Below are 21,482 nucleotides of genomic sequence, written 5' to 3' on the forward strand. Positions count from 1 at the left end.
TGAACCGTATTTCCACTGAGACCTTCATCCAAATACGGAGAGACCTTCATCAAATACCTGAGCTTGGCTTTGCTGAATATAAAACGCAACAATATATCCTTACTTATTTAGCAACGTTACCTTCAGAACGGTTGCATATAAAAAAATGGAAAACAGGTCTTTTTGTCCGTATTCCTGGAACGAAGCCAATGAAATGTATCGGTTATCGGGCGGATATCGATGGCCTTCCGATCACTGAGGAAACAACTTACCCTTTTCGCTCGAAACACGAAGGATATATGCATGCTTGTGGTCATGATATGCATATGGCTATTGCCTTAGGTATCTTAACTTATTTTGTTCATCATCCAATCTCAGATGATTTATTGTTTATTTTCCAGCCAGCGGAGGAAAGTACGGGTGGAGCTCTACCCATGCTTAAAAGTAAAGAATTTAATACTTGGAAACCTGATGTAATTTTCGCTTTGCATATCGCTCCTGAATATCCAGTAGGTTCGATTGCGACTCGTCCCGGAATTTTATTTGCGAACACGTCAGAGTTATTTATCGATCTTATGGGTACAAGTGGGCATGCGGCACGTCCCCATTTAGCCAATGATATGGCTATTGCTGCTTCTGAGCTCGTTTTACAGTTACAAAGCATTATTTCACGTAATATCGATCCGCTTGACTCTGCTGTGATAACCATTGGTAAAATGTCTGTCGGTACAGTACAAAATATTATCTCTGGGCACGGGCGAATTGAAGGAACCATTCGAACCCTATCTTTAGAGTCAATGAGCAAAATAAAGTCACGGATCCAAGAAATTGTAAAGGGAATTGAACATGGATTCGCCTGTCAAGCTACTATCGACTGGGGAGTAAGTTACTGTCAGGTTAATAATGAAAAGACTATCACCTTGGACTTTATGAATTGGGTGCAAAATCATACAAACTATCAACTCATTGAATGTCGTGAAGCCATGACTGGGGAGGACTTCGGCTATTTTCTACAGGAGATTCCTGGTATGATGTTTTGGCTAGGAGTAGAAACTCCATATAGTCTCCATCATCCTAAGATTGAACCCCAAGAAGGGGCTATTAAAGTAGGAATCGAGACAATGACCCAATATATCGAACATATGTCAAATCAACATCATATGTAGTTATACCAAGAGCTCATCTTCTTTTGGCTTTGTCGATGAGCTCTTAGCTTCATTTACTTCATATCCATTTTCTTATATCATTCCTTGCTCTTTCATCGCTTGATATACCCGTTCTGGAGTAGCTGGTAGATGACGAATTCGTGCACCTGTTGCATCATAAATAGCTTGAACAATCGCTGGGATAATGGGGATCATGACCACCTCTCCTATCCCTTTTGCACCAAATGGACCGCTTTTTTCATCCGATTCAACCGGAATCGTCTGAATGTGAGGAGTCTCTTTAAAAGTTGGTAAAATATAATTGGTAAAGTTCGTTGTTTTATATAATCCATTTTCTATGACCGTATCTTCATATAAAGTATAACCTATCCCCATTACAGCTCCTCCCTCAGCTTGCCCCTCTAATCCAAGAAGATTGATCACTTTACCGCAGTCAGGAATCGAAAGAACTTGAAGTACCTCCGTTTCACCCGTTAACATATCCACTTCAACGAGCACTAGATGAGTCTGATATCCATAAACTTTATGAGGCATTCCCACATTCTTCCCAATCATTTTCTCTGCGGTAGGTACCATAAAGTGACCTTCCACTTTCGTTTCTCGACGATGCTGATATAAATAGTCGTAAATCTCAGCATAGGACAAAACTTCTTTACCTTGAACAGGTATGGTCTTCCATAATTTGCCGTCACGGTGCTCCACAAACTCTGGATCAATGTCAAAGATCTCAGCAGCTGTATGAATTAACAACTGAATCATATTTGGGGCAGCTGCTAAAATCGTGTTACCTCCTACATAGGTAGAACGGGATGCGGATACCGTTCCACTATCTAATGTAAGTTTTGTATCTCCTTGAATCACATCAATATCATCCAGATGACACTGTAGTGCTTCGGCTGCGACAATAGCAAATACGGTTCCATTACCTTGACCTATATCTTCCGAACAAACTCCAACTAAAAATCTCCCTCCTGGCAATAGCTCAATCGTTGCTGCCCCATAATCAGGAAGTCCAATCCCCATTCCAATCCCATGAAAGGAGCTAGCTATACCAATCCCTCTCTTCTTCCAAGGTTCAGAAGGGTTGTTTTTATAATGATGTCTACGTTGCCACAAGTCACTTTTTTCAGCTACATCAAGAGTTTCCCATGTACCTACGCTTGCAGTAACACGATGTCCTACACTAGAAATACCTCCCTGATGATAAACATTTTTCTTACGTATTTCGATCGGATCAATCCCCAGCTTTTCAGCAATGATATCGATATTTTGCTCCATGGCGAAACAAACCTGATTTACGCCAAAACCACGGAAAGCGCCAGAGACTCCATTATTGGTATAAACGCAGTAGCCGTTAAGATCCACATTGGGAATGTAATACGGACCACAACTATGTTCCACTGCAAGTGAAATGACTGCTCCACCTAAAGATGCGTAGGCCCCTGTATCTCCATATGCTATCACTTGGTTTGCAATCAATGTTCCATCTTTTTTAGCAGCAGTTTTCATTTTCACTTTAAAGGGATGCCTTTTGATGCCTGCGATTACAGATTCCTCTCGTTTATAATGTATTTTAACAGGGCGACCCCCTGTATGGAGAGCGAGTAGTGCTAAATAAATTTGTACAGTTATTTCATCTTTACCACCAAATCCACCTCCTATAGGATTTGAAACCACATGAATCCGATGTGGATTCCATGCGAGAACACGGGCTATTTGCATTCGATCACGAAAAGCATATTGTCCAGGACAGCGAATGGTTAGAGAGCCATCTTCCTCTAAAATTCCCCATCCCCCTTCTGTTTCGATAAAAGCATGCATCTGTCGTGGTGAAATGTAAGTATTTTCGACAATAATATCTGCTTCAGCAAATGCCTTTTCGATATCTCCATTTTGTACTTGGACATGGGTATGAACATTACCCGAAGGATGTAACATGGGCGCATTCTCTTTCATCGCCTCTTCTGGATCAGTCACTGGAGTTAAAACTTCATAATCAACATCAATCAGTTGCAAAGCTTCTTCTGCAATTTCTTCCGTTTCTGCTGCTACGAGTGCAACAGCATCACTCATACAACGAACATAATCATGACATAGTACAGGTTGATCAGGGACAACAATTCCAAATCCATTAAATCCCGGAATATCCTCATAAGTCAGTACACAAATAACTCCTGGGTATGCTTCAGCCCGGCTCGTATCAATCTGTTTAATTTTTGCATAAGGGTGCTTTGCTCTTAGCACTCGGCCCCAAACCATATTTTCATACCTGTAATCGGTCATATATTTTAGATCGCCTGTTACTTTTTCGGGGCCATCTTTTCGCTGAACTCTTTTTCCGACCCACTGATAAGTTTTTTGCTTATCTCGTTGTTTCATCTTCACTGATCTTCCCACCTTTTCATGAGTCGATATAATCCTCTGATTAACAGTGCACCTGCCATGTCTTTACGATAGATTGCAGATGCCCGTATATCTGAGATGGGGGAAACTTCACGCCAAGCTACCTTACCGATATCTTCAATATGCTGATCTGTAAGTAAACCTAGGGTGAGCATAGCTTCACATTTCGACGCACGAACGATGGTTGGGGCAACCGATCCAAATGCAATTTTCCCTGCCAAACATTGACGAGCTTTGGAACCCATCGATAGCTTAATCGCTACATTCACAATAGAAATCGCCTGCGCACGACGCGGGCCTAACTTTTCAAAGATACCAATTTCATTCTCCTGCATGGGCTTAATGATGATCTTCGTGATAATCTCATCATTTTGTAATAAAGTTCTCCTAGGTCCAAGGAAGAAATCGGCAATTTTAATCCTTCTCTTTTTAGCGAATGATTGAAGTTCCAACTCAGCATCTAACACATATAAAGCAGGAAGAGTATCTCCTGCTGGGGAAGCAGTAGCAATATTCCCTCCGATTGTACCCATATTGCGAATTTGAGTCGCTCCTACTCGCTCTGCTGCTTCAGCTAATACAGAAGCACGAGACCTTATTAGCTTAGAGTTAGCGAGCTCTGTATGTGTAGAGAGAGAGCCAATATGAATTTCATTACCTACTTCACGGATAAACCTTAATTCATCCAATTTTCCGATATTGATCCATATCTTTGGTCTACCTACCTTTTCTTTCATTTGCACGATCGCATCCGTTCCACCAGCAAGGAGGCGAGCATCTTGTCCTCGATTCGATAAATACATTAAGCATTCCATAACCGTTTTAGGTGTAACCATTGCTATTTCTGAAACTCTCAAGTTTACTCCCCCTTCATATCCTTCGGTGTATTAAAATTGTACAAAATGTGAGGATCGTCAACTTCAACAGACCGAATGTCCTTTTGATAGGCTCGAATGATTTTTTTTAACCCTTGTTCTTCCTCATTGATTGTTGAAAGAGCAGGCAATAATTCGCAAGAAATCAAGAGTGGATGCCCTCTTTTCCCATGAAATATAGGAAGATGAATAGGAGATTTTGTCTGTTCAAATGAATCAATCAATTGATTAACTACAGAAAACTGTAACGGTTGGTCAATATTTACAAATAAAATAGATCGACAATCTTTTGGAAGAGCGGTTATTCCTTTTAAAATGGATGAGCTTTTCCCTTGCTCCCAATTTTCGTTCCATACGATTGTAACTGAACTGCCTAGTTCAGAAATAATAGGTTGATACACTTCAGATTGATAACCCAATACCACAATCATTTGCTCTATTTTTGACTTTAATAATTGCTCAATCTGATGAACTACTAGCAGCTTTCCCTGCCATTCTATAAGCCCTTTCAGACTGCCCATTCGTGAAGACCTTCCTGCTACTAAAAGAATCGCTGCATGCATCATTTTTCCCCTTATATAGTAAAATTAGGAAAATATGGTTGTATAAAATAAGTAAAGCGTCCTCCGCACACCGGCTGTGATGAGTTGTAACTACCTGTAAAAGTGACTTCCTGTCGTTCTATTTTCCTTTCTTTTAAGCAGTGGACAGCATATTCAATAATCTCACTTTCCCTCTTCCCGCCACCAATTGTGCGATAAATCGTTCCATCTTCCCAGACAATCATTCGACTCCCAATTCCTCTAGGTACATGTCCAACAGCATCAATGATCGTCACAGAAGCAAATGGTTTTTTTTCTTCCCAAGATTCAGCCATTTTTTCAAATATATCGAGTTCAGGTCTAATTCTCCCCTCATCGGAAGTATGAACTTTCTGTCTTTCCATTTGTGAAATAGGTCTTCCTGTTCCACCATACCTTACCAATTGAATTTCCGCTAAAATAGATAAAGCAATCTCTTGAGGCGTTTCCGAATGGATGTCTAAACCAACAGGTGCATAAATGTGCGGATATAATCGATGATCTAGTCCCCAATCTTTCACCAAAGAGAAGATGCTTTGTGCTTTTCGTTTGCTACATACCATTCCGATATACGATAATGAACGCTCCATTAATGATGCTAAACAAACAGCATCGGTCTGATGGCTTCGTGTTGCTAACACAGCATAGCATTCAGAATGAAACGTAAGAGTAGTTAATACTTCGTCAAAACTACCACATCGAATCTGATCTGCTTGAGAGAAACTTGGACTATGGATATATTGAGGTCGATCATCTACTACAATGACCTGATAAGAAAGCATTTTCCCTAATGACACTAGATATTGAGCGATATGTCCACTACCACATACCAAAAGAGTAGGTGATGGTAAAATAGGTTCTACCATGATTTCAATCTCTTTGCCAGAAAACCTAGCTAGATACTTACCAACTGATTTTCTATGAACAATTGATAGATCGGATATTAAGTCTAAATATTCCGAATCATGAGTGCTATCGATTCGATTTCCTGTTATATCTACCAATATTTGCTGACCTATTCGATGTTTTGCCTCTCCACCAACAATCGTAATTAGAAATACCTCTTGGTTTAAATCGACATATTGGAGCAATGTTCGAAAGAGATTCAAAGGCTCTCCTCCCTTATTTCACACAAATTGCTGTTTAGCCGCTTTTGCAACTGCTTCAATAATCTTGACATACCCTGTACAACGACATAAGTTTCCTGCCAATGCCTCTTTGATTTCATCTTGCGTTGGAATACGGTTTAATTTTTCCAAATACGCTTTTACCGCAACGATAATTCCAGGTGTACAATAACCACATTGTGTTGCTCCACACTCTAAAAAAGCTACTTGAAGTGGATCTAATTGTTCTAAACTACCCACTCCTTCAACTGTTTGAATCTCCTCACCTTCTATTTGCCCCACCAAAATCAAGCATGAGCAGACTACTTCATCACCTACAATGACAGAGCAGCTTCCACATTCTCCTTTTCCACAACACTCTTTACTTCCTGTGAGATCTAAATCTTCACGAAGTACGTCTAAGAGTGTTTTAGCTGGATAAGTGTTTACACTGACAGATCTCCCATTTACAGTAAAATTGATTTCTGGCACACTTATCTCTCCCTTTCCTTCTTTTTTAAAAGGGGCACACTAAAATAAAGATAAAAAAACTCGTGACCAGTAAAAAAAATCCTAGCCACGAGAAAAAGCCACTAATAAGGTGGTTTTTTCTCGTAGCTAGGAAATTTACGGTTTCCAGTAGATACCCTTAACCCGTATTGTCAAGGTTATACGAGTTGATTACCAAAACAATCATGGATATAAAGTTGTTAACGCTTTCACCTTCGCTCTAATCCTATTCTAAAAAAACTTTTTCCAAATGTCAAGAATCATCTTTTATTCTCTAAATATATTGTCAAGTAAAGTCTTAATCTGCTTAATTTTGAACAAAACATTTTTGATAGAATCAACCTTTTCCTAGCGGACACTGTAACACTTTAGACACGAATCTTGTAGCTGCTAGTTTATGAGAAGTTAAGGAAGAAATAGGAAATATTCAGAGGCTCTGGGGATATTTGATCCTGAAAATCTTCTAGAAACAGAGGTAACTGATTATCAATGGCTGTCTCTCTACCTAATGCCCATGAGTCGATTGGCTAATGGATTAAATCTACTTATCTACTATCATCAGCCTCATAAATATAAAAAACAATAAATTAATCGAAAAGTAAAATCTCCTTCATAACTTATCCATATTGGTTCGATATATTAAAAAAGAGATGTCTTGCGGATCTCCAGTATCTAAAAATCAATTTCATAAAGGAGCTGTACAACGAACATGTTAGTAAAAAACCTCGGTAAATTCCTATTATCTACAGCCCTAATCACAGGTTTGTTCACTTCACTAATTTCCACTCCAGTACAGGCAAAGTCGAAACCATCCGATCCTAAATATCGCGTCAAAACGATTGCTCATCGAGGTGCATCCGGATATGCTCCTGAAAATACGATGGCTGCCTTCCAAAAAGCCAAAGAGATGAAAGCTGATTATTTTGAGCTGGATGTACAGATGAGTAAAGACGGAGAATTAGTCATCATTCATGATAACACTGTTGATCGTACAACCAATGGAAAAGGGAAAGTAAAAGAATTAACCCTAGCAGAACTTAGACAACTCGATGCTGGAAGCAAGTTTAGCCCTCAATTCGCAGGTGAAAAAATCCCGACATTGGCTGAAGCACTTGATCAGTTTCGCGGTAAAATCGGCATCCTAATTGAATTAAAATCTCCTGAGCTATACCCTGGTATCGAAGAAAAGGTTGCCAAAGAGCTGAAAAAGCGTAAGATGCATAGACCAAAAAATGAAAAAATTATCGTACAATCTTTTAATTTTGAGTCGATGAAAAAGTTCCATCACCTTTTACCTGAAATCCCGATTGGTCTATTGACTAGTAATAAAAATGATCTTTCTAACACAAAGCTAAAAGAATTTTCTACCTATGCTGATTATGTAAACCCAAGTTACTCACTGGTTACTAAAGAACTAGTTAACCAAATCCATAAAAATGGTATGAAAATTCATTCTTGGACTGTACGTGATCGTAATCAAGTCCAGCCCTTGTTGAATGCTAAAGTAGACGGCATTATCACAGACTATCCAGACTATGTACCAAGAAACAAAAAGAAATAGGGTGACTAACTTTCTTATCTAAAAAATATAAAAAACCCGTACCACGAATGATGTGATACGGGTATATTTTTTGGGATTAGCCACTTCGTTTTATCTTTGAGTTATCTCCATCAATCACTCTTATCCAATGGAACCTTCCATCTCGAATTTGATCAGGCGGTTCATCTCTACAGCATACTCCATGGGTAATTCTTTGGTAAATGGCTCAATAAAGCCCATGATAATCATTTGGGTAGCTTCATCTTCTGAAAGACCACGGCTCATCAGATAGAAGAGTTGATCTTCACTTACTTTAGAAACAGTTGCTTCATGTTCTAAAGTAATGTTATCATTTTTGATTTCGTTATATGGAATTGTATCTGAAGTGGACTCATTATCTAAGATCAAGGTATCACACTTCACATTGGCTTTTGAGCCTTGGGAATTACGTCCAAAGCTAGTTAATCCACGATAGGTTACTTTACCACCTTGTTTACTAATCGACTTCGAAATAATTGTCGATGTACAGTTAGGTGCTAAAGCTACCACTTTTGCTCCAGCATCTTGGTGCTGGTTTTTACCTGCTACGGCAATGGACAGAACGTCAGCTTTACCGCCTTCACCTTTCATGATGACAGCAGGATACTTCATCGTCAATTTACTACCGATATTCCCATCGACCCATTCCATATGTGCATGGCTTTCACATACCGCACGTTTGGTTACCAAGTTGTAGATATTAGGTGCCCAGTTTTGGATGGTCGTATAACGACACCGTGCAGAGTCTTTAACAATGATTTCAACAACAGCACTATGCAGTGAGTCTGTGCTATAAATCGGTGCAGTACACCCTTCTACATAGTGAACGAAGCTTCCTTCATCAGCAATGATTAAGGTCCGCTCAAATTGCCCCATGTTTTCAGAGTTAATACGGAAGTAAGCTTGTAGTGGTACTTCACATTTTACCCCTTTTGGTACATAGATGAAGCTTCCACCACTCCATACGGCACTATTCAGGGCTGCAAATTTGTTATCGGATGGAGGTACGACAGTTCCAAAGTATTCCTTCAGTAATTCTGGATACTCCTTGACAGCCGTATCTGTATCACAGAAGATAACACCCTGCTCTTCTAATTCTTTTTGCATATTGTGATAAACAACTTCTGATTCGTATTGTGCAGATACTCCAGCCAAGAATTTTTGTTCTGCTTCTGGAATCCCTAATTTATCAAACGTTTTTTTGATTTCATCAGGTACTTCATCCCAAGAACGCCCCTGGCGTTCGGAAGGCTTCACATAATAGGTGATATCATCAAAATTTAGTTCATCCAGTTTACCTGGTAACAATGAAAACCATTTACTATTTAATGAGCTTGGCATTGGCATTTTATAAAATTGCTCTAACGCTTTAAGGCGAAACTCCAACATCCAGTCAGGCTCACCTTTCAAGCGTGAAATCTCCTCGACTACTTCACGAGACAATCCCCGTTTAGAACGATAGACGGATACGTCTTTATCACGGAAACCGTATTTGTAATCGGAGAACTCAGGCAGTTGAGTAGCCATAGTTTATTCCTCCTTATTTGAGGTCAATTGCAAATTATTGACCTGATTTAACTCCTTTTTCCAATGCTTTCCATGCTAACGTAGCACATTTGATTCTAGCCGGAAATTTGGAAACACCAGTCAAAGCTTCAATATCTTCCAAAGGAAATTTGTCAAAGTCTATTTCTTCACCTTGCATCATTTTTGAAAACAAGTCAACAAGTTCTAAGGCTTGATCTACTGTAAGACCTTTAACTGCCTCCGTCATCATGGAGGCTGAAGCTAAACTAATCGAACATCCTTCTCCAATAAATTTGGCTTCTTGAATTACATGATCTACCACACGCATCTGTAAAGAAATGCGGTCACCACATGTTGGATTATTTAGATCCACTGTGACCGCGCCTTCTTCTATCTGTCCACGGTTTCGAGGCCGTTGGTAGTGATCCATAATGACTCGCCGATATAAATCATCTAAAGACATTTCCAAAATACTCCTTTGTTTTTTGTAGGCCTTCTACAAGTCGATCAATATCCTGCTCATCATTATAGATAGAGAAACTGGCCCGTGCGGTTGCAGTAGCCTGAAGCCATCTCATCAGCGGCTGACAGCAATGATGCCCAGCCCGAACTGCAATCCCCTCTGCATCTAGCACTGTTGCTACATCGTGCGGATGGACATCATCCAAATTAAAGGTTACTGCCCCAGTGCGGTTCTCTTTTGGACCATATATCGTAATTCCCTCAACTTGACTTAACTTTTCAAAGGCAAGTTTGGTTAGTGCACGATCATGCGCTTCGACTTTCTCCATCCCGATAGCTTGTAGATAATCGATCGCTGCACCTAGGCCGATAGCTCCTGCAATTATAGGAGTTCCTCCTTCGAATTTCCAAGGGAGCTCTTTCCATGAAGAATCGTACAAATCGACATGATCGATCATTTCTCCCCCAAATTCGATCGGTTCCATCTCTTCAAGTAGGGCCTCTTTTCCATATAATACACCAATTCCAGTGGGACCGAGCATTTTATGGGCTGAAAAAGCAAGGAAATCCGCATCCAAATCTTGCACATCCACTTTCATATGTGGAACACTTTGTGCACCATCCACTAAAATGATTCCACCATGTTGATGAACGAGCTGTGCAATTTCTTTAATCGGATGGATGGTACCTAAAACATTAGAAACATGCTGGATTGCAACGATTTTTGTAGAATCTGTCAATGTTTCTTTTACTTTTGACAGGTCCAATGTTCCATCCGGCTCAAGTGGAAAAAACTTTAATGTGGCTCCTGTTAATTTCGCTACTTGCTGCCAAGGAATAAGGTTACTATGGTGCTCAGAAGGTGTGATTACAATCTCATCTCCTGTACGAAGGTGAGTACGCGCATAACTACTTGCTACTAGGTTAATCGCTGTAGTTGTACCACGAGTAAAGATAATTTCTTTACTAAAGCGTGCATTTATAAAACGACGTACTTTTTCTCTGGCACCTTCATAAGCATCAGTGGCCTTACTCCCTAAAGTGTGTACACCACGATGTACATTGGAATTATAACTTTTATAATAGTTCTCCAGCGCCTCAATGACTTGATAAGGCTTTTGTGATGTCGCAGCACTATCTAGATATACCAATGGATGCCCGTTTACTTCTTGATGAAGGATAGGAAAATCTTTTTTATAGGCATTCATGATTGAAATTTCCCTTCAATCACACGAATAATATTTTTTCGTAAGGACTCAGAAGGAATTTCTGATATGACAGCATCCAAAAACCCAAAAATAATAAGCTTTTCTGCTTCTTCCTTCGTAACCCCTCTTGACATGAGATAATACAGTTGAATAGGATCAATCCGTCCTACACTTGCAGCGTGTCCTGCAGTTACGTCATTTTCATCAATCAAGAGAATCGGATTGGCATCTCCACGTGCTTTCGGATTGAGCATTAATACTTTCCCAGACTGTTGTCCATCTGCTTTGCTCGCTCCTTTTTCAATCGTGGTAATACTGTTTAGGATACTTGAAGCCTCATCTTTCATTACAGAACGTACTTGAATATCACTTTCGGTATACGTACCCCAGTGATCCATATTGGAGGTAATATTTGCACGCATTTTCCCTACACCTAGAGCTACAGCTTTAACAGTGGCAATTCCGCCTTGGTCTTGAAGCTTGGATGAATTATCCGAAATAATGCGCCCTTCACTTAAATCACCAATAATCCATTCCATTTTGCCGTCTCGTCCTACATGAGCATGACGATAGGTGACATCAACAGCTGACTCGCTAAGATTATTGATCGTAGCTACTCGAACTTGTGCGTTTTGACCTACAAAAACTTCAATCACACTATTATTTAAGGTAACTTGGTTTTCCCCTAAATAGTTTGCAACAAACTCAATCCGACTATTTTCTTCTGCCACAATTAAAATATGCGGCAATACACCTACATTTTCGCCTGTAGCCCAAAATAAACTTTGGAAAGGAACGCTTACTTCAACATTTTTTGGCACATACAAGAAAACTCCACCACTCCACAAAGTTGCATGGATCGCTGCTAAACGATGGTCATCTTTTTTCATTTGTGTCATGAAGTATTGTTGTACCAAATCACCATGTTCCTGGCTGGCCTTACTCAAATCTTTAAAGATGACACCCTTTTGTGCCCACTCATCTTGAAGCTTTGTAAAAACGACATTGGAATTTTTTTGGACTAAAATATTTCCATTGTCCTCATCAAATAAATAACTTTTTACATTCTCAGGTAGCTCATGAAGCTGAATTGCTTTTTCTTCACTATAAGGTTTGAAGTTGGTAAAGTTCCAACCTTGAATATTCGTTTGTTGTACTTTTGGCAAAGGGAGTTTGGAAATAAGCTCTAATGCCTCTAAGCGAGAATTTAAGAGCCAGTCGGGTTCTTGTAAACCTTGTGAGAGTTGAGTAATAACTTGACGGTCAAACTGATATGGGGTTTCTACACTCATTTTATCTACCTCACCTTAAACGGATGGATTTGCTGCTTCATCTTCGATACCCAACTCTTCTTTAACCCAATCATATCCCTCAGCTTCCAAACGCTCTGCCAATTCAGGTCCACCTGATTTTACGATACGGCCTTGCATAAAGACATGTACATAATCTGGTTTGATATAGTTAAGCAACCGTTGATAGTGGGTAATAATAAGGCAGCCAAATTCTGGATCACGCATGGAGTTAACCCCTTTGGCTACAACTTTTAGTGCATCGATATCCAAGCCAGAGTCGATCTCATCTAAAATCGCAATACGAGGTTGAAGCATCATCAACTGTAAAATTTCGTTCCGCTTCTTTTCTCCACCAGAAAAACCTTCATTAAGATAACGTGTAGCAAAGGACTCATCCATCTCTAGTAGTTCCATTTTTTTATCTAACTGACGAATAAATTTCATTAAAGAAATTTCATTTCCTTCACCGCGTTTAGCATTAAGTGCACTACGTAGAAAATCGGAGTTGGTTACTCCGCTGATTTCACTTGGATATTGCATAGCTAAGAATAATCCAGCTCGTGCTCTTTCATCTACTTCCATCTCTAACAAATCTTCATTATCTATAGTGACTGAGCCACTTGTCACTTCATATTTTGGATGACCCATAAGCGCAGAGGCGAGTGTACTCTTACCTGTTCCGTTTGGTCCCATGATTGCATGGATCTCTCCACCTTTTACTTCTAAGTTGACTCCTTTAAGGATTTCTTTTCCTTCAATAGCCACATGTAGATCTTTAATGGTTAGCTTTGGTACTGACATATTTACATTCCTCCATCAAATTTCCATCATTTATCTTCAAACCGAAGATGCCAAAACAGCACTCGGGAATCATTAAATAGGAACCCTCGGTTTGCAGGGTAAAGGGGATGTGTTAACATAGAAATATCACATGAGATAACTTATTTATAGTGATTATCATGTGATTCTCATTCTATTCTATCTCAGTCATTTTGGTATATCAAGTAAAAGTCTTCTCTTTGTTTCTTAGTATTGCCTTTTTATCTGTGCAAATAAATGATATTCATACCCATTTCTTAAATAACCTTCCATTCTCTAAAATTTTTTAAGCCAGTCATTCCCAGCCGAAAGATTAGTTTTTCTTTAATGTAAAAGCTACTAATCCCAAGAGACAATAAAAGAGCTCTTGCTCGCTTTAAAATACTGCTAAAATAAAATACCTATAGTGAGGTTTCATGATGAATAAACCGATTCGGTGTATTGAATGTTTTAAACAACGTCCTGGAGGGCGATGTGATTATTGTCCATTACACAAACGAAATCGACATCTATATCGCTATATCGGTGAAGGATGGTATCTTCCTATTTCATCCAACGAAATAGAGAAAAAACATTCTGAACGGGAACATAGGGATCATGATCAATAAAGCATCTTACGATAGTCTCTCCCGTTGTTCCTATAGATAATTACAATCCTGCATCATAAAAGCCACACATGAAAGTATTTAGACTTTTTGATCAATCCTCTTAATGCGAATTTTTGTATCGATTCTTTCCTACCACATAAACAAAGATAATAGCGAGTGAGGTAATAAGGATGCTAATAATACTTCCTTCAGCGCCAAATTGTCCTCCAGAAATAAGAGAGTTGCCAGTTGCTTCTGTTTGAATTAATGAAGACATAGGTAATCCTGATACTTCAAAGCCAAAAATCGGACCTTGAAAAAAGTTCCATGTGAAATGAAATCCGATGGGTGCCCATAATCCCCCAGTCACTTCACGAACTAAAGCTAATAAAACACCAGCTAAAATTAACTCAACCATCGGAAGCGGATTGGTCCAGACACTTTTATTAAAACTATGCATGAGTGCAAAAAAAACAGAAGATACGATCACAGCTAGTTTAGTGGAGAACAAGTATTGGACTAGTCCATAATTGTACCCTCTTGAAAAGAGCTCTTCAGCAAATCCTACCCCAATAAATAAAATTAGCCAGTAACTTAGCTCTTGAAATATCGATTGATCCCATATCAATCCATTGATTCGAATTCCACCTAACAGCCAGATAACACTAAAAACAAGAGACATAAGAATGATACCAAATAGTGCTCCACCTAAAAAATGTCGTCCTTTCTTCTCTTGCTTAAAGCCAAGTGGCCAACCTCGTTTTTTCTCAAATATATAATAAAAAATAAATACAGATAAAATCATAGCTATCTGTTGCATAATGGGATCAACAGATATAAACATAAAAACTCCAGTCAAAAATAGAACCAAGATAAAAAGCCCTGCCATCTTCCCTATCGTTTCTAAAGCTTTCATCATAATTATCTCACCTGTTTTTCATTTTTTACTTTCCATTATTGTCTAACAGTTTACTACATTTCTCTAAATCAATCATACCTATATACTGCATTTAGACAAAGTTTTTTTATTTGATCATTTCCCTTTGCTCATTTCATTCTACTGCGTATGATATAAGTAAAGGTCATTGAAATAAGATGAAGTAAAATCAGCCTCATAAATTATCAGATCAAAAAAGGAGATTTAGAAAATGTTAATTTTACTTTTAATTATCTGTGCTATTGCACTTATCATTACAATTCGATTAGGAATGGCCCAAAATGTTAAAGAGAATGAAAATTATGATCGAAGTAGGAGGAAAACTGTATTTTCATTAAGTATGATTTATACAGTCGTGATTATTATTGGCTGTGCCTTGGTTTATTTCTTTTTCTAACGATTTAAAAACCAGCGTTTCCAGCGGCAGATTAAGAGGAAGCTTTATAAAAGAGGTGGATAACATCATTGGAGCTCATTAGGTTATCTACCTCTTTATCACTTATTCTACCCGTGTTGTAATCTGTTCTATAGCGTAGCGATGCATGTGTATGTCCCTCACTAGCATGTTTACGTAATGAGGCCATCCGCAGGAATTTCTATATAATCGGGAAGATTGAATAATTGGGATACCTCAACCAGATCCAATCCTATATAAGGCAAGCGTTATAGTCGAAACTACGAATGGCTAATCCTAAATATCCTAAAGCCATATAACTTTATCCTGCCCCATGTTTGGCTTCCATTGCTTCTTGAACTGACATTGACATGTTCATTCTCTTTATCTTGATTCCGTTAAACTTTCGTCTAAAGCTGCAATATATCTCATGGCAGACTTTTGCACCACTCGGTTCGCTTCGTGGGTAATTTTACGATTAAAGGCACCATATATACGTGTAAATGGAATATCTTTTAACATCTCAGCAATCTTTTTTACTTTACCCGCTGGTAACGGGATCATATTTGGATAGCTATACATAAAACTTACCCAATCTTCACCTGGAGTTACCTGAACGATATCACCTGTAAATAAAACCCCCTTACCTTGATCACCACTCTGTAAATGCAGTACACTTCCACCTCGAAAATGCCCACCCAAACGAACCATGGTACACTCTTCTACCAAAGATAATGTTTCTCCTGACCAAAATTGGATTCGTTGACTTTTTCGCTGAACCCATTTTTGATCATCTTGATGGATAAAAATAGGGCAATCAAAAGTATCTGCCCACTCTACTTGGGTTGAATAATAATGTGGATGGGAAAGAGCAATCGCTTTAATTCCACCCAACTGCCTAATTTGCTTGATCGTTTTCGCATCTAAGTAAGCAATACAATCCCATAAAATATTACCAGATGGAGTTTGAATAAGATAAGCCGTCTGTCCAAGAGCAAAACTCGGTGTCGTTGTAATTGCAAAGATGCCTTGTTCTTTTTCCTCCCACTTATTCTCATACTTGTTCGAAGCGATTAATTCTTCTAGTGTAATCCAATGTTGACCACTCGGTAATATATACTGCCTTTCTTCTGAGCAAATGGAACATATTTCTAATGGCTCATCGCTTGCCATATATTGCGTTCCACATGTTGTACAAATCCAAAACTTCATAATACAAAACCCCACCCTTTTTAAAGATAAATTATATTACTTAAGATCTGGGAATTTTCCATGCCGTTGATGTTGCCTTCCAATCTTAGAATTCCACTCAAAGATAATCTGGTCTGTAAATAAAGGTCAATCCCAGAGTATACAATTATTAGGAATATTTAATTCCAATGATTAAACGAAATAACCATATAAATCATATTGTAATATATAATTATATAAAATATTTCAATAAAAAGGTGATGAATCCTATCTAAGTTTATAATATACTTGATTATGATAAGAACATAAGTTCGAGATATTATTTTTCCTTTTTTTGGGATAAAATGAAAAATAGATGTTAACCTCCGTTTATTTATAACTTTTAATTTTCAGCGACTTTTCACATTGATTCACGAAAAGAAAGATAAAATAGTGTAAAATATAAAATGTGTTGATAGATTCAACACATGTTGAAAAATAAGTGATTATACTCTTTTAAATATCATATAAAGAAACGACGAACAGGAGGCATTTTTATGAAAAAATACCATTATTCTTCATTTGGTAACAATGTCATCCCTTTTGACATACATCAATCGCCGGTACCTGCTCAGAAGACATATCCAAATATAGAATCCCAACTATTAGTGATTCATGAAGAACAGGCCGAACCTATGCAACAAGTAAGCAGCCAAATCCGAAAGCGTTATAAAAACAGCTTAAACAAAAAAAGACTGATCAAAATATGGGAAAAAAACCGTTCACAGGTATGTATTGCTCCCATGCTACCCTCCATTATCGAAAAACTAATCTATCAAAATGTTTATGAAGATATAAAATCATTAATCTTTACTTGCTACCATGAAGACTTTGATCTCCCTTTTGTCGAGTTGACTTTATTCAGTTGGTTTGAACAACTCAAAGCAACTGCTAAAGAGCTTAATAAAGAGTGGGATGCTGTTTATTGGCAAGAAATAATTGATTTCTTTAAACAATGCAAGAAATTCGAGTTGCTCGATTTCACGGAATCCGAATCATCATCTTCAGCAAAGTAATCCCCTTTAACGATCTGAAACAATATATACATCCACATATGGTAACTTTCGCATGATAACATGGATAATCGAGCCTTTAAAAATTTCTTCCCAACGCGTTCGTGCAGACATTCCCATGATAATTTGTGTTATTTTATACTGACGACAAATCTCTACAATTTCATTCGCCACTTTTCGAACAGGGGAATGTTTCAAGAGAAATTCTGCTTGAAACTGCTTAGCTAGTTGTTCCCATTCATGTAGAGTTTTTTGCTCCTGAAGCGACATCTTATCTGCTGGCTTAGTTAGAAGGTGTAGGATAAATAGCTCAGCATTTAACCGGCGAGCCATCCGCCAACCTCGTCGGATCAATTTTTCCGCATTGGGGCGGTACTTTATACAAACTAATATTTTTTCATGAACGCCAGATGGCTCTTCTATTCCGTCATCACTCCGCTCTTTTTCCAAACGTTCATCTATATCATCCGCAATTTCACGAAGTGCTAGCTCACGCAAGGCAACTAAGTTTCCTCGACGAAAAAAATGATTTAAAGCTTGTTGGACTTTTTCTTTACTATATATTTTTCCATCTTTAATGCGTTCCCTAAGTGTTTCAGGAGTTACATCGATAATTTCAACCTCATCTGCTTCACTCAAAACAACATCAGGAACGCGTTCATTTACTTTGACACCCGTTACTTGCTTGATAATATCTCGAACACTCTCTAAATGCTGGATATTCATTGCAGTCCACACATGAATTCCTGCATCCAAGATTTCCTGAATATCTTGATAGCGTTTTTTATTCTTAGAGCCGGGCACATTGGTATGAGCTAACTCATCCACAATAACTAAGTCAGGATTGCGCTTAATAATAGCTCCTACATCCAATTCCTGTAATTCTCTTCCTTTATAATTCATATTTTTTTGCGGAATCATCTCTAAATCTTTGATTTCAGCTGCTGTAGCTTTTCGCCCATGAGTCTCAATCAAGCCAATAACAACATCAATTCCTTTCTCTTTAAGATCATAAGCATCCCTTAACATCTGAAATGTTTTCCCCACACCAGGAGCCGCCCCAATATAAATCTTAAGGCGGCCCTTTTTCATCTTCTCTATTTTGACTAATATTTCCTCAGGTGTTAGTCGTTTATATTTTTTTCCATTTTGGATATTTTGCATAATAGACCACCCCAAGGATTTATCTTTGAATGACTTTTTGTAAATCCATATTCAATAGAAGTACATTAACTCGTGGTTGCCCTAATACTCCTATATTACGATCTTCTATATGTTTTTGAATTAACTTTTCTAATTGTTGCTCTGTGACCTTTCCTTGGTTTGCTTTTATAATCTTGGGAATTTGGAAACGAGCTGCTGCGGGTGTAATGTGTGGGTCCAATCCCGAGCCCGAGTTCGTAATTAGGTCCAGTGGAACATCTTTTAATGTTTTACCTGGATGATCTTTTAGCCATTTTTCAGCATCTTTTTGTGTCCTTTTTATCATTTCTTCATTAGATGGGGCATAGTTTTTTGAGCCTGATCCATTCGCATCATACTCAATTGAAGAGACTCTACCTTGAAAATACTTCGGATTTTTAAATGACTGCCCAATGAGTTCTGAGCCAATCGCTTGCTTTTTTTCATTGTATAAAATACTCCCATTTGCCTGTTTAGGAAAGAGGATCTGGGCAATCCCAGTCATCAATAATGGGAATGCCAGCCCACAAAGTACGATCATTATCAAAGACATTCTAAAAGCTTTCACTTTTTGTTTACCTCCTCAACTATAAACCAAATACTTGCAAAACTATATCAATCAGCTTGATCCCGATAAATGGAGCGATCACTCCTCCTACGCCATAAATTAATAAATTACGTTGTAATAGTTTTACTGCTGGCATCGGTTTATAAGCGATCCCTTTCATAGCAAGTGGGATCAATAGGGGAATAATCACTGCATTAAAGATTAGCGCTGATAAAATCGCACTCGTCGGTGAAGATAGATGCATAAAATTAAGGGTTTGCATCTCAGGAATCGCAACCGAAAACATTGCTGGTAGAATTGCAAAGTATTTGGCAATATCGTTTGCAACACTAAAAGTTGTTAAAGCACCACGTGTCATAAGCAATTGTTTTCCAATTGACACAACTTCTATAATCTTAGTAGGATCAGAGTCTAGGTCAACCATGTTAGCCGCTTCCTTCGCAGCCATCGTTCCGCTATTCATCGCCAGTCCAACATCTGCTTGGGCTAATGCGGGAGCATCGTTAGTTCCATCCCCGGTCATTGCAACTAACTTACCTTGTATCTGCTCTTCACGGATGACACGAATTTTATCCTCTGGCTTACATTCTGCGACAAAGTCATCCACTCCAGCTTCATTAGCTATCGTCTTGGCCGTTAATGGATTATCACCCGTACACATAATGGTTTTAATTCCCATTTTACGAAGTTCAGCAAATCGCTCCTTCATACCCGGTTTCACCGTATCTTTCAAATAAATTAGCCCAATGATTTCATTTTGAATACAAATAGCAAGCGGAGTTCCTCCCAAACTAGCAATTTGCTCTCCTTTTTCTTTTAAATTAGTAGGAATGACACCACCCTTTTCTTTCACAAATTGCATAACAGAATCAATAGCACCTTTTCGGTATGAAACCCCTTCGAAATCCATTCCACTCATCCGTGTTTCTGCTGCAAATGGAATAATCTCTGCTTTTTTATATTTTTGTTCATCAAGAGTACATCCTTGCTCTTTTGCCAGTTCAATGATCGAACGACCTTCAGGGGTTTCATCTTGAATAGAGGAAAGCATAGCTGCTTGACATGCTTCATCTTCTGTATGATCTCCAACTGGAATAAACTGAGCTGCCATCCGATTCCCGAAAGTGATCGTTCCTGTTTTATCCAAAATCATGGTGTTTATGTCTCCAGCGGCTTCAACTGCTTTTCCCGACATCGCCAGTACATTAAAACGAGTGACGCGATCCATTCCTGCAATACCAATAGCTGACAATAATCCACCAATTGTCGTTGGAATTAAACAAACCAAAAGGGCGATCAATGTGGCAATCTCTAGTTTCACTCCTACATATTTGGTAATAGGTAAGAGGGTAACACAAACAAGCACAAAGATTAGGGTTAGGGTAATTAATAGAGTATTTAATGCAATCTCATTGGGTGTCTTTTGGCGTGACGCGCCTTCAACCAAGGAAATCATTTTATCTAAGAAAGACTCTCCAGGGTCTACAGTAATTCGGACTTTAATCCAATCACTTACGACTTTGGTGCCACCCGTTACAGAATTAAAATCGCCACCAGCTTCCTTTATAACTGGGGCTGACTCGCCTGTAATCGCCGATTCATCAATTGAAGCAAGCCCTTCAATGATTTCTCCATCGCCAGGAATCGTATCACCCGTTTCCACTAACACAATATCTCCTTTACGTAAATCAACAGAAGATACTTCTTCAATTTTTCCGCTACTTGTCAATCGCTTCGCAATAGTGTCTGCTTTTGTCTTTTTTAGTGTATCTGCTTGGGCTTTTCCTCTTCCTTCTGCTAATGCTTCCGCAAAATTAGCAAATAAAATGGTCAATAGTAAGGTTAAAAATACGATGACGATGTAACCAACTGTTCCTTCTACTCCAAAAAACTTAGGAAATAATATCATCAATAAAGTAAGGAAAGTACCAACTTCCACAACAAACATGACTGGATTTTTCATCATTATCAGTGGATTTAACTTTTTCACACTTTCGATAAGGGCTTGACGAATCATCGGCCCTGTAAAAAGTGAATTTCTCTGATCCGATCTCATTTTTCGTC

At 38.5% G+C, this 21,482-nt stretch carries 20 protein-coding genes and 1 riboswitch; of the genes, 5 read left to right on the forward strand and 15 right to left on the reverse strand.

Going from position 1 to position 21,482, the window contains the following annotated elements; genetic code table 11:
* Positions 1-8: 8 nt before the first annotated feature.
* On the forward strand, positions 9-1,145 hold the full coding sequence (locus tag DL897_RS03230; protein WP_113657744.1) for an N-acetyldiaminopimelate deacetylase: 1,137 nt from the start codon (positions 9-11) through the stop codon (positions 1,143-1,145).
* A gap of 72 nt (positions 1,146-1,217) precedes the next feature.
* Here DL897_RS03230 and DL897_RS03235 read toward each other — a convergent pair whose 3' ends face one another.
* The 5 genes from DL897_RS03235 to DL897_RS03255 are packed head-to-tail and all read right to left on the reverse strand — an operon-like array spanning position 1,218 to position 6,602.
* On the reverse strand, positions 1,218-3,524 hold the full coding sequence (locus DL897_RS03235; RefSeq protein WP_113657745.1) for a xanthine dehydrogenase family protein molybdopterin-binding subunit: 2,307 nt from the start codon (positions 3,522-3,524) through the stop codon (positions 1,218-1,220).
* A 2-nt stretch (positions 3,525-3,526) separates the two neighbouring features.
* The gene (locus DL897_RS03240; RefSeq protein WP_113657666.1) at positions 3,527-4,405 is read right to left on the reverse strand and encodes an FAD binding domain-containing protein; all 879 of its coding nucleotides are present in this window, start codon (positions 4,403-4,405) and stop codon (positions 3,527-3,529) included.
* 2 nt (positions 4,406-4,407) lie between these two features.
* Positions 4,408-4,986: a nucleotidyltransferase family protein gene (locus tag DL897_RS03245; protein WP_168188621.1), complete on the reverse strand. Its 579-nt coding sequence runs from the start codon at positions 4,984-4,986 to the stop codon at positions 4,408-4,410.
* An 11-nt stretch (positions 4,987-4,997) separates the two neighbouring features.
* Positions 4,998-6,113: an XdhC family protein gene (locus DL897_RS03250; RefSeq protein ID WP_113657668.1), complete on the reverse strand. Its 1,116-nt coding sequence runs from the start codon at positions 6,111-6,113 to the stop codon at positions 4,998-5,000.
* Between the two features lie 18 nt (positions 6,114-6,131).
* A complete protein-coding gene (locus tag DL897_RS03255; protein ID WP_113657669.1) occupies positions 6,132-6,602 on the reverse strand; it encodes a (2Fe-2S)-binding protein in 471 nt (156 codons plus the stop codon).
* A 103-nt stretch (positions 6,603-6,705) separates the two neighbouring features.
* A riboswitch (purine riboswitch) is annotated at positions 6,706-6,806 on the reverse strand.
* 523 nt (positions 6,807-7,329) lie between these two features.
* Here DL897_RS03255 and DL897_RS03260 point away from each other — a divergent pair.
* Positions 7,330-8,181 (forward strand): glycerophosphodiester phosphodiesterase, encoded by an 852-nt coding sequence (locus DL897_RS03260; RefSeq protein ID WP_113657670.1) that lies wholly within the window; start codon positions 7,330-7,332, stop codon positions 8,179-8,181.
* Between the two features lie 120 nt (positions 8,182-8,301).
* On the opposite strand, the gene sufB is transcribed toward DL897_RS03260, so the two are convergent.
* From sufB to sufC, 5 genes are read right to left on the reverse strand one after another with little or no spacing between them, the layout of a single operon-like run.
* Complete coding sequence (gene sufB, locus DL897_RS03265) at positions 8,302-9,726, reverse strand: Fe-S cluster assembly protein SufB (protein ID WP_113657671.1); 1,425 nt, start codon at positions 9,724-9,726, stop codon at positions 8,302-8,304.
* A gap of 34 nt (positions 9,727-9,760) precedes the next feature.
* Positions 9,761-10,189: a Fe-S cluster assembly sulfur transfer protein SufU gene (gene sufU, locus DL897_RS03270; protein WP_113657672.1), complete on the reverse strand. Its 429-nt coding sequence runs from the start codon at positions 10,187-10,189 to the stop codon at positions 9,761-9,763.
* The gene (locus DL897_RS03275) at positions 10,176-11,396 is read right to left on the reverse strand and encodes a cysteine desulfurase (RefSeq protein ID WP_113657673.1); all 1,221 of its coding nucleotides are present in this window, start codon (positions 11,394-11,396) and stop codon (positions 10,176-10,178) included. Before DL897_RS03275 ends, sufU begins: the two co-directional genes overlap by 14 nt.
* Entirely contained in the window at positions 11,393-12,688 is a 1,296-nt protein-coding gene (gene sufD / locus DL897_RS03280; protein WP_113657674.1) for a Fe-S cluster assembly protein SufD, read from the reverse strand. The genes DL897_RS03275 and sufD overlap by 4 nt, the downstream gene beginning before the upstream one ends.
* 15 nt (positions 12,689-12,703) lie before the next feature.
* Positions 12,704-13,489 (reverse strand): Fe-S cluster assembly ATPase SufC, encoded by a 786-nt coding sequence (gene sufC / locus DL897_RS03285; RefSeq protein ID WP_113657675.1) that lies wholly within the window; start codon positions 13,487-13,489, stop codon positions 12,704-12,706.
* 437 nt (positions 13,490-13,926) lie between these two features.
* On the opposite strand from sufC, the gene DL897_RS03290 reads away from it, so the two are divergent.
* Entirely contained in the window at positions 13,927-14,115 is a 189-nt protein-coding gene (locus tag DL897_RS03290; protein ID WP_113657676.1) for a hypothetical protein, read from the forward strand.
* A 100-nt stretch (positions 14,116-14,215) separates the two neighbouring features.
* Here DL897_RS03290 and DL897_RS03295 read toward each other — a convergent pair whose 3' ends face one another.
* The gene (locus tag DL897_RS03295; protein WP_113657677.1) at positions 14,216-15,013 is read right to left on the reverse strand and encodes a CPBP family intramembrane glutamic endopeptidase; all 798 of its coding nucleotides are present in this window, start codon (positions 15,011-15,013) and stop codon (positions 14,216-14,218) included.
* 229 nt (positions 15,014-15,242) lie between these two features.
* Between DL897_RS03295 and DL897_RS03300 the strand changes: the two genes are divergently transcribed.
* A complete protein-coding gene (locus DL897_RS03300; protein WP_113657678.1) occupies positions 15,243-15,428 on the forward strand; it encodes a hypothetical protein in 186 nt (61 codons plus the stop codon).
* Positions 15,429-15,809: 381 nt separating this feature from the next.
* On the opposite strand, the gene DL897_RS03305 is transcribed toward DL897_RS03300, so the two are convergent.
* Positions 15,810-16,637 (reverse strand): MBL fold metallo-hydrolase, encoded by an 828-nt coding sequence (locus DL897_RS03305; protein WP_113657679.1) that lies wholly within the window; start codon positions 16,635-16,637, stop codon positions 15,810-15,812.
* A gap of 515 nt (positions 16,638-17,152) precedes the next feature.
* On the opposite strand from DL897_RS03305, the gene DL897_RS03310 reads away from it, so the two are divergent.
* Positions 17,153-17,671, forward strand: coding sequence for a hypothetical protein (locus DL897_RS03310; RefSeq protein WP_113657680.1), 519 nt, complete (start codon positions 17,153-17,155; stop codon positions 17,669-17,671).
* A 6-nt stretch (positions 17,672-17,677) separates the two neighbouring features.
* On the opposite strand, the gene kdpDN is transcribed toward DL897_RS03310, so the two are convergent.
* The 3 genes from kdpDN to kdpB are packed head-to-tail and all read right to left on the reverse strand — an operon-like array spanning position 17,678 to position 21,474.
* Positions 17,678-18,832: a KdpD-like non-kinase potassium sensor gene (gene kdpDN / locus DL897_RS03315; RefSeq protein WP_168188622.1), complete on the reverse strand. Its 1,155-nt coding sequence runs from the start codon at positions 18,830-18,832 to the stop codon at positions 17,678-17,680.
* A gap of 19 nt (positions 18,833-18,851) precedes the next feature.
* Positions 18,852-19,418: a potassium-transporting ATPase subunit KdpC gene (gene kdpC / locus DL897_RS03320; RefSeq protein WP_113657681.1), complete on the reverse strand. Its 567-nt coding sequence runs from the start codon at positions 19,416-19,418 to the stop codon at positions 18,852-18,854.
* A 19-nt stretch (positions 19,419-19,437) separates the two neighbouring features.
* Entirely contained in the window at positions 19,438-21,474 is a 2,037-nt protein-coding gene (gene kdpB / locus DL897_RS03325) for a potassium-transporting ATPase subunit KdpB (protein ID WP_113657682.1), read from the reverse strand.
* Positions 21,475-21,482 lie beyond the last annotated feature (8 nt).

The organism is Thermoflavimicrobium daqui (genome assembly GCF_003313465.1).
GTDB classification, from domain to species: domain Bacteria; phylum Bacillota; class Bacilli; order Thermoactinomycetales; family Thermoactinomycetaceae; genus Thermoflavimicrobium; species Thermoflavimicrobium daqui.

Excerpts from the sequence above, each read along its gene's own strand:
- DL897_RS03260 (WP_113657670.1), top strand. The coding sequence starts at position 7,330 with ATGTTAGTAAAAAACCTCGGTAAATTCCTATTATCTACAGCCCTAATC.
- sufD (WP_113657674.1), bottom strand. The coding sequence starts at position 12,688 with ATGAGTGTAGAAACCCCATATCAGTTTGACCGTCAAGTTATTACTCAA.
- sufB (WP_113657671.1), bottom strand. The coding sequence starts at position 9,726 with ATGGCTACTCAACTGCCTGAGTTCTCCGATTACAAATACGGTTTCCGT.
- DL897_RS03310 (WP_113657680.1), top strand. The coding sequence starts at position 17,153 with ATGAAAAAATACCATTATTCTTCATTTGGTAACAATGTCATCCCTTTT.
- DL897_RS03290 (WP_113657676.1), top strand. The coding sequence starts at position 13,927 with ATGAATAAACCGATTCGGTGTATTGAATGTTTTAAACAACGTCCTGGA.
- kdpB (WP_113657682.1), bottom strand. The coding sequence starts at position 21,474 with ATGAGATCGGATCAGAGAAATTCACTTTTTACAGGGCCGATGATTCGT.
- sufC (WP_113657675.1), bottom strand. The coding sequence starts at position 13,489 with ATGTCAGTACCAAAGCTAACCATTAAAGATCTACATGTGGCTATTGAA.
- DL897_RS03295 (WP_113657677.1), bottom strand. The coding sequence starts at position 15,013 with ATGATGAAAGCTTTAGAAACGATAGGGAAGATGGCAGGGCTTTTTATC.
- DL897_RS03245 (WP_168188621.1), bottom strand. The coding sequence starts at position 4,986 with ATGCATGCAGCGATTCTTTTAGTAGCAGGAAGGTCTTCACGAATGGGC.
- sufU (WP_113657672.1), bottom strand. The coding sequence starts at position 10,189 with ATGTCTTTAGATGATTTATATCGGCGAGTCATTATGGATCACTACCAA.
- DL897_RS03305 (WP_113657679.1), bottom strand. The coding sequence starts at position 16,637 with ATGAAGTTTTGGATTTGTACAACATGTGGAACGCAATATATGGCAAGC.
- DL897_RS03235 (WP_113657745.1), bottom strand. The coding sequence starts at position 3,524 with ATGAAACAACGAGATAAGCAAAAAACTTATCAGTGGGTCGGAAAAAGA.
- DL897_RS03300 (WP_113657678.1), top strand. The coding sequence starts at position 15,243 with ATGTTAATTTTACTTTTAATTATCTGTGCTATTGCACTTATCATTACA.
- kdpDN (WP_168188622.1), bottom strand. The coding sequence starts at position 18,832 with ATGCAAAATATCCAAAATGGAAAAAAATATAAACGACTAACACCTGAG.
- DL897_RS03275 (WP_113657673.1), bottom strand. The coding sequence starts at position 11,396 with ATGAATGCCTATAAAAAAGATTTTCCTATCCTTCATCAAGAAGTAAAC.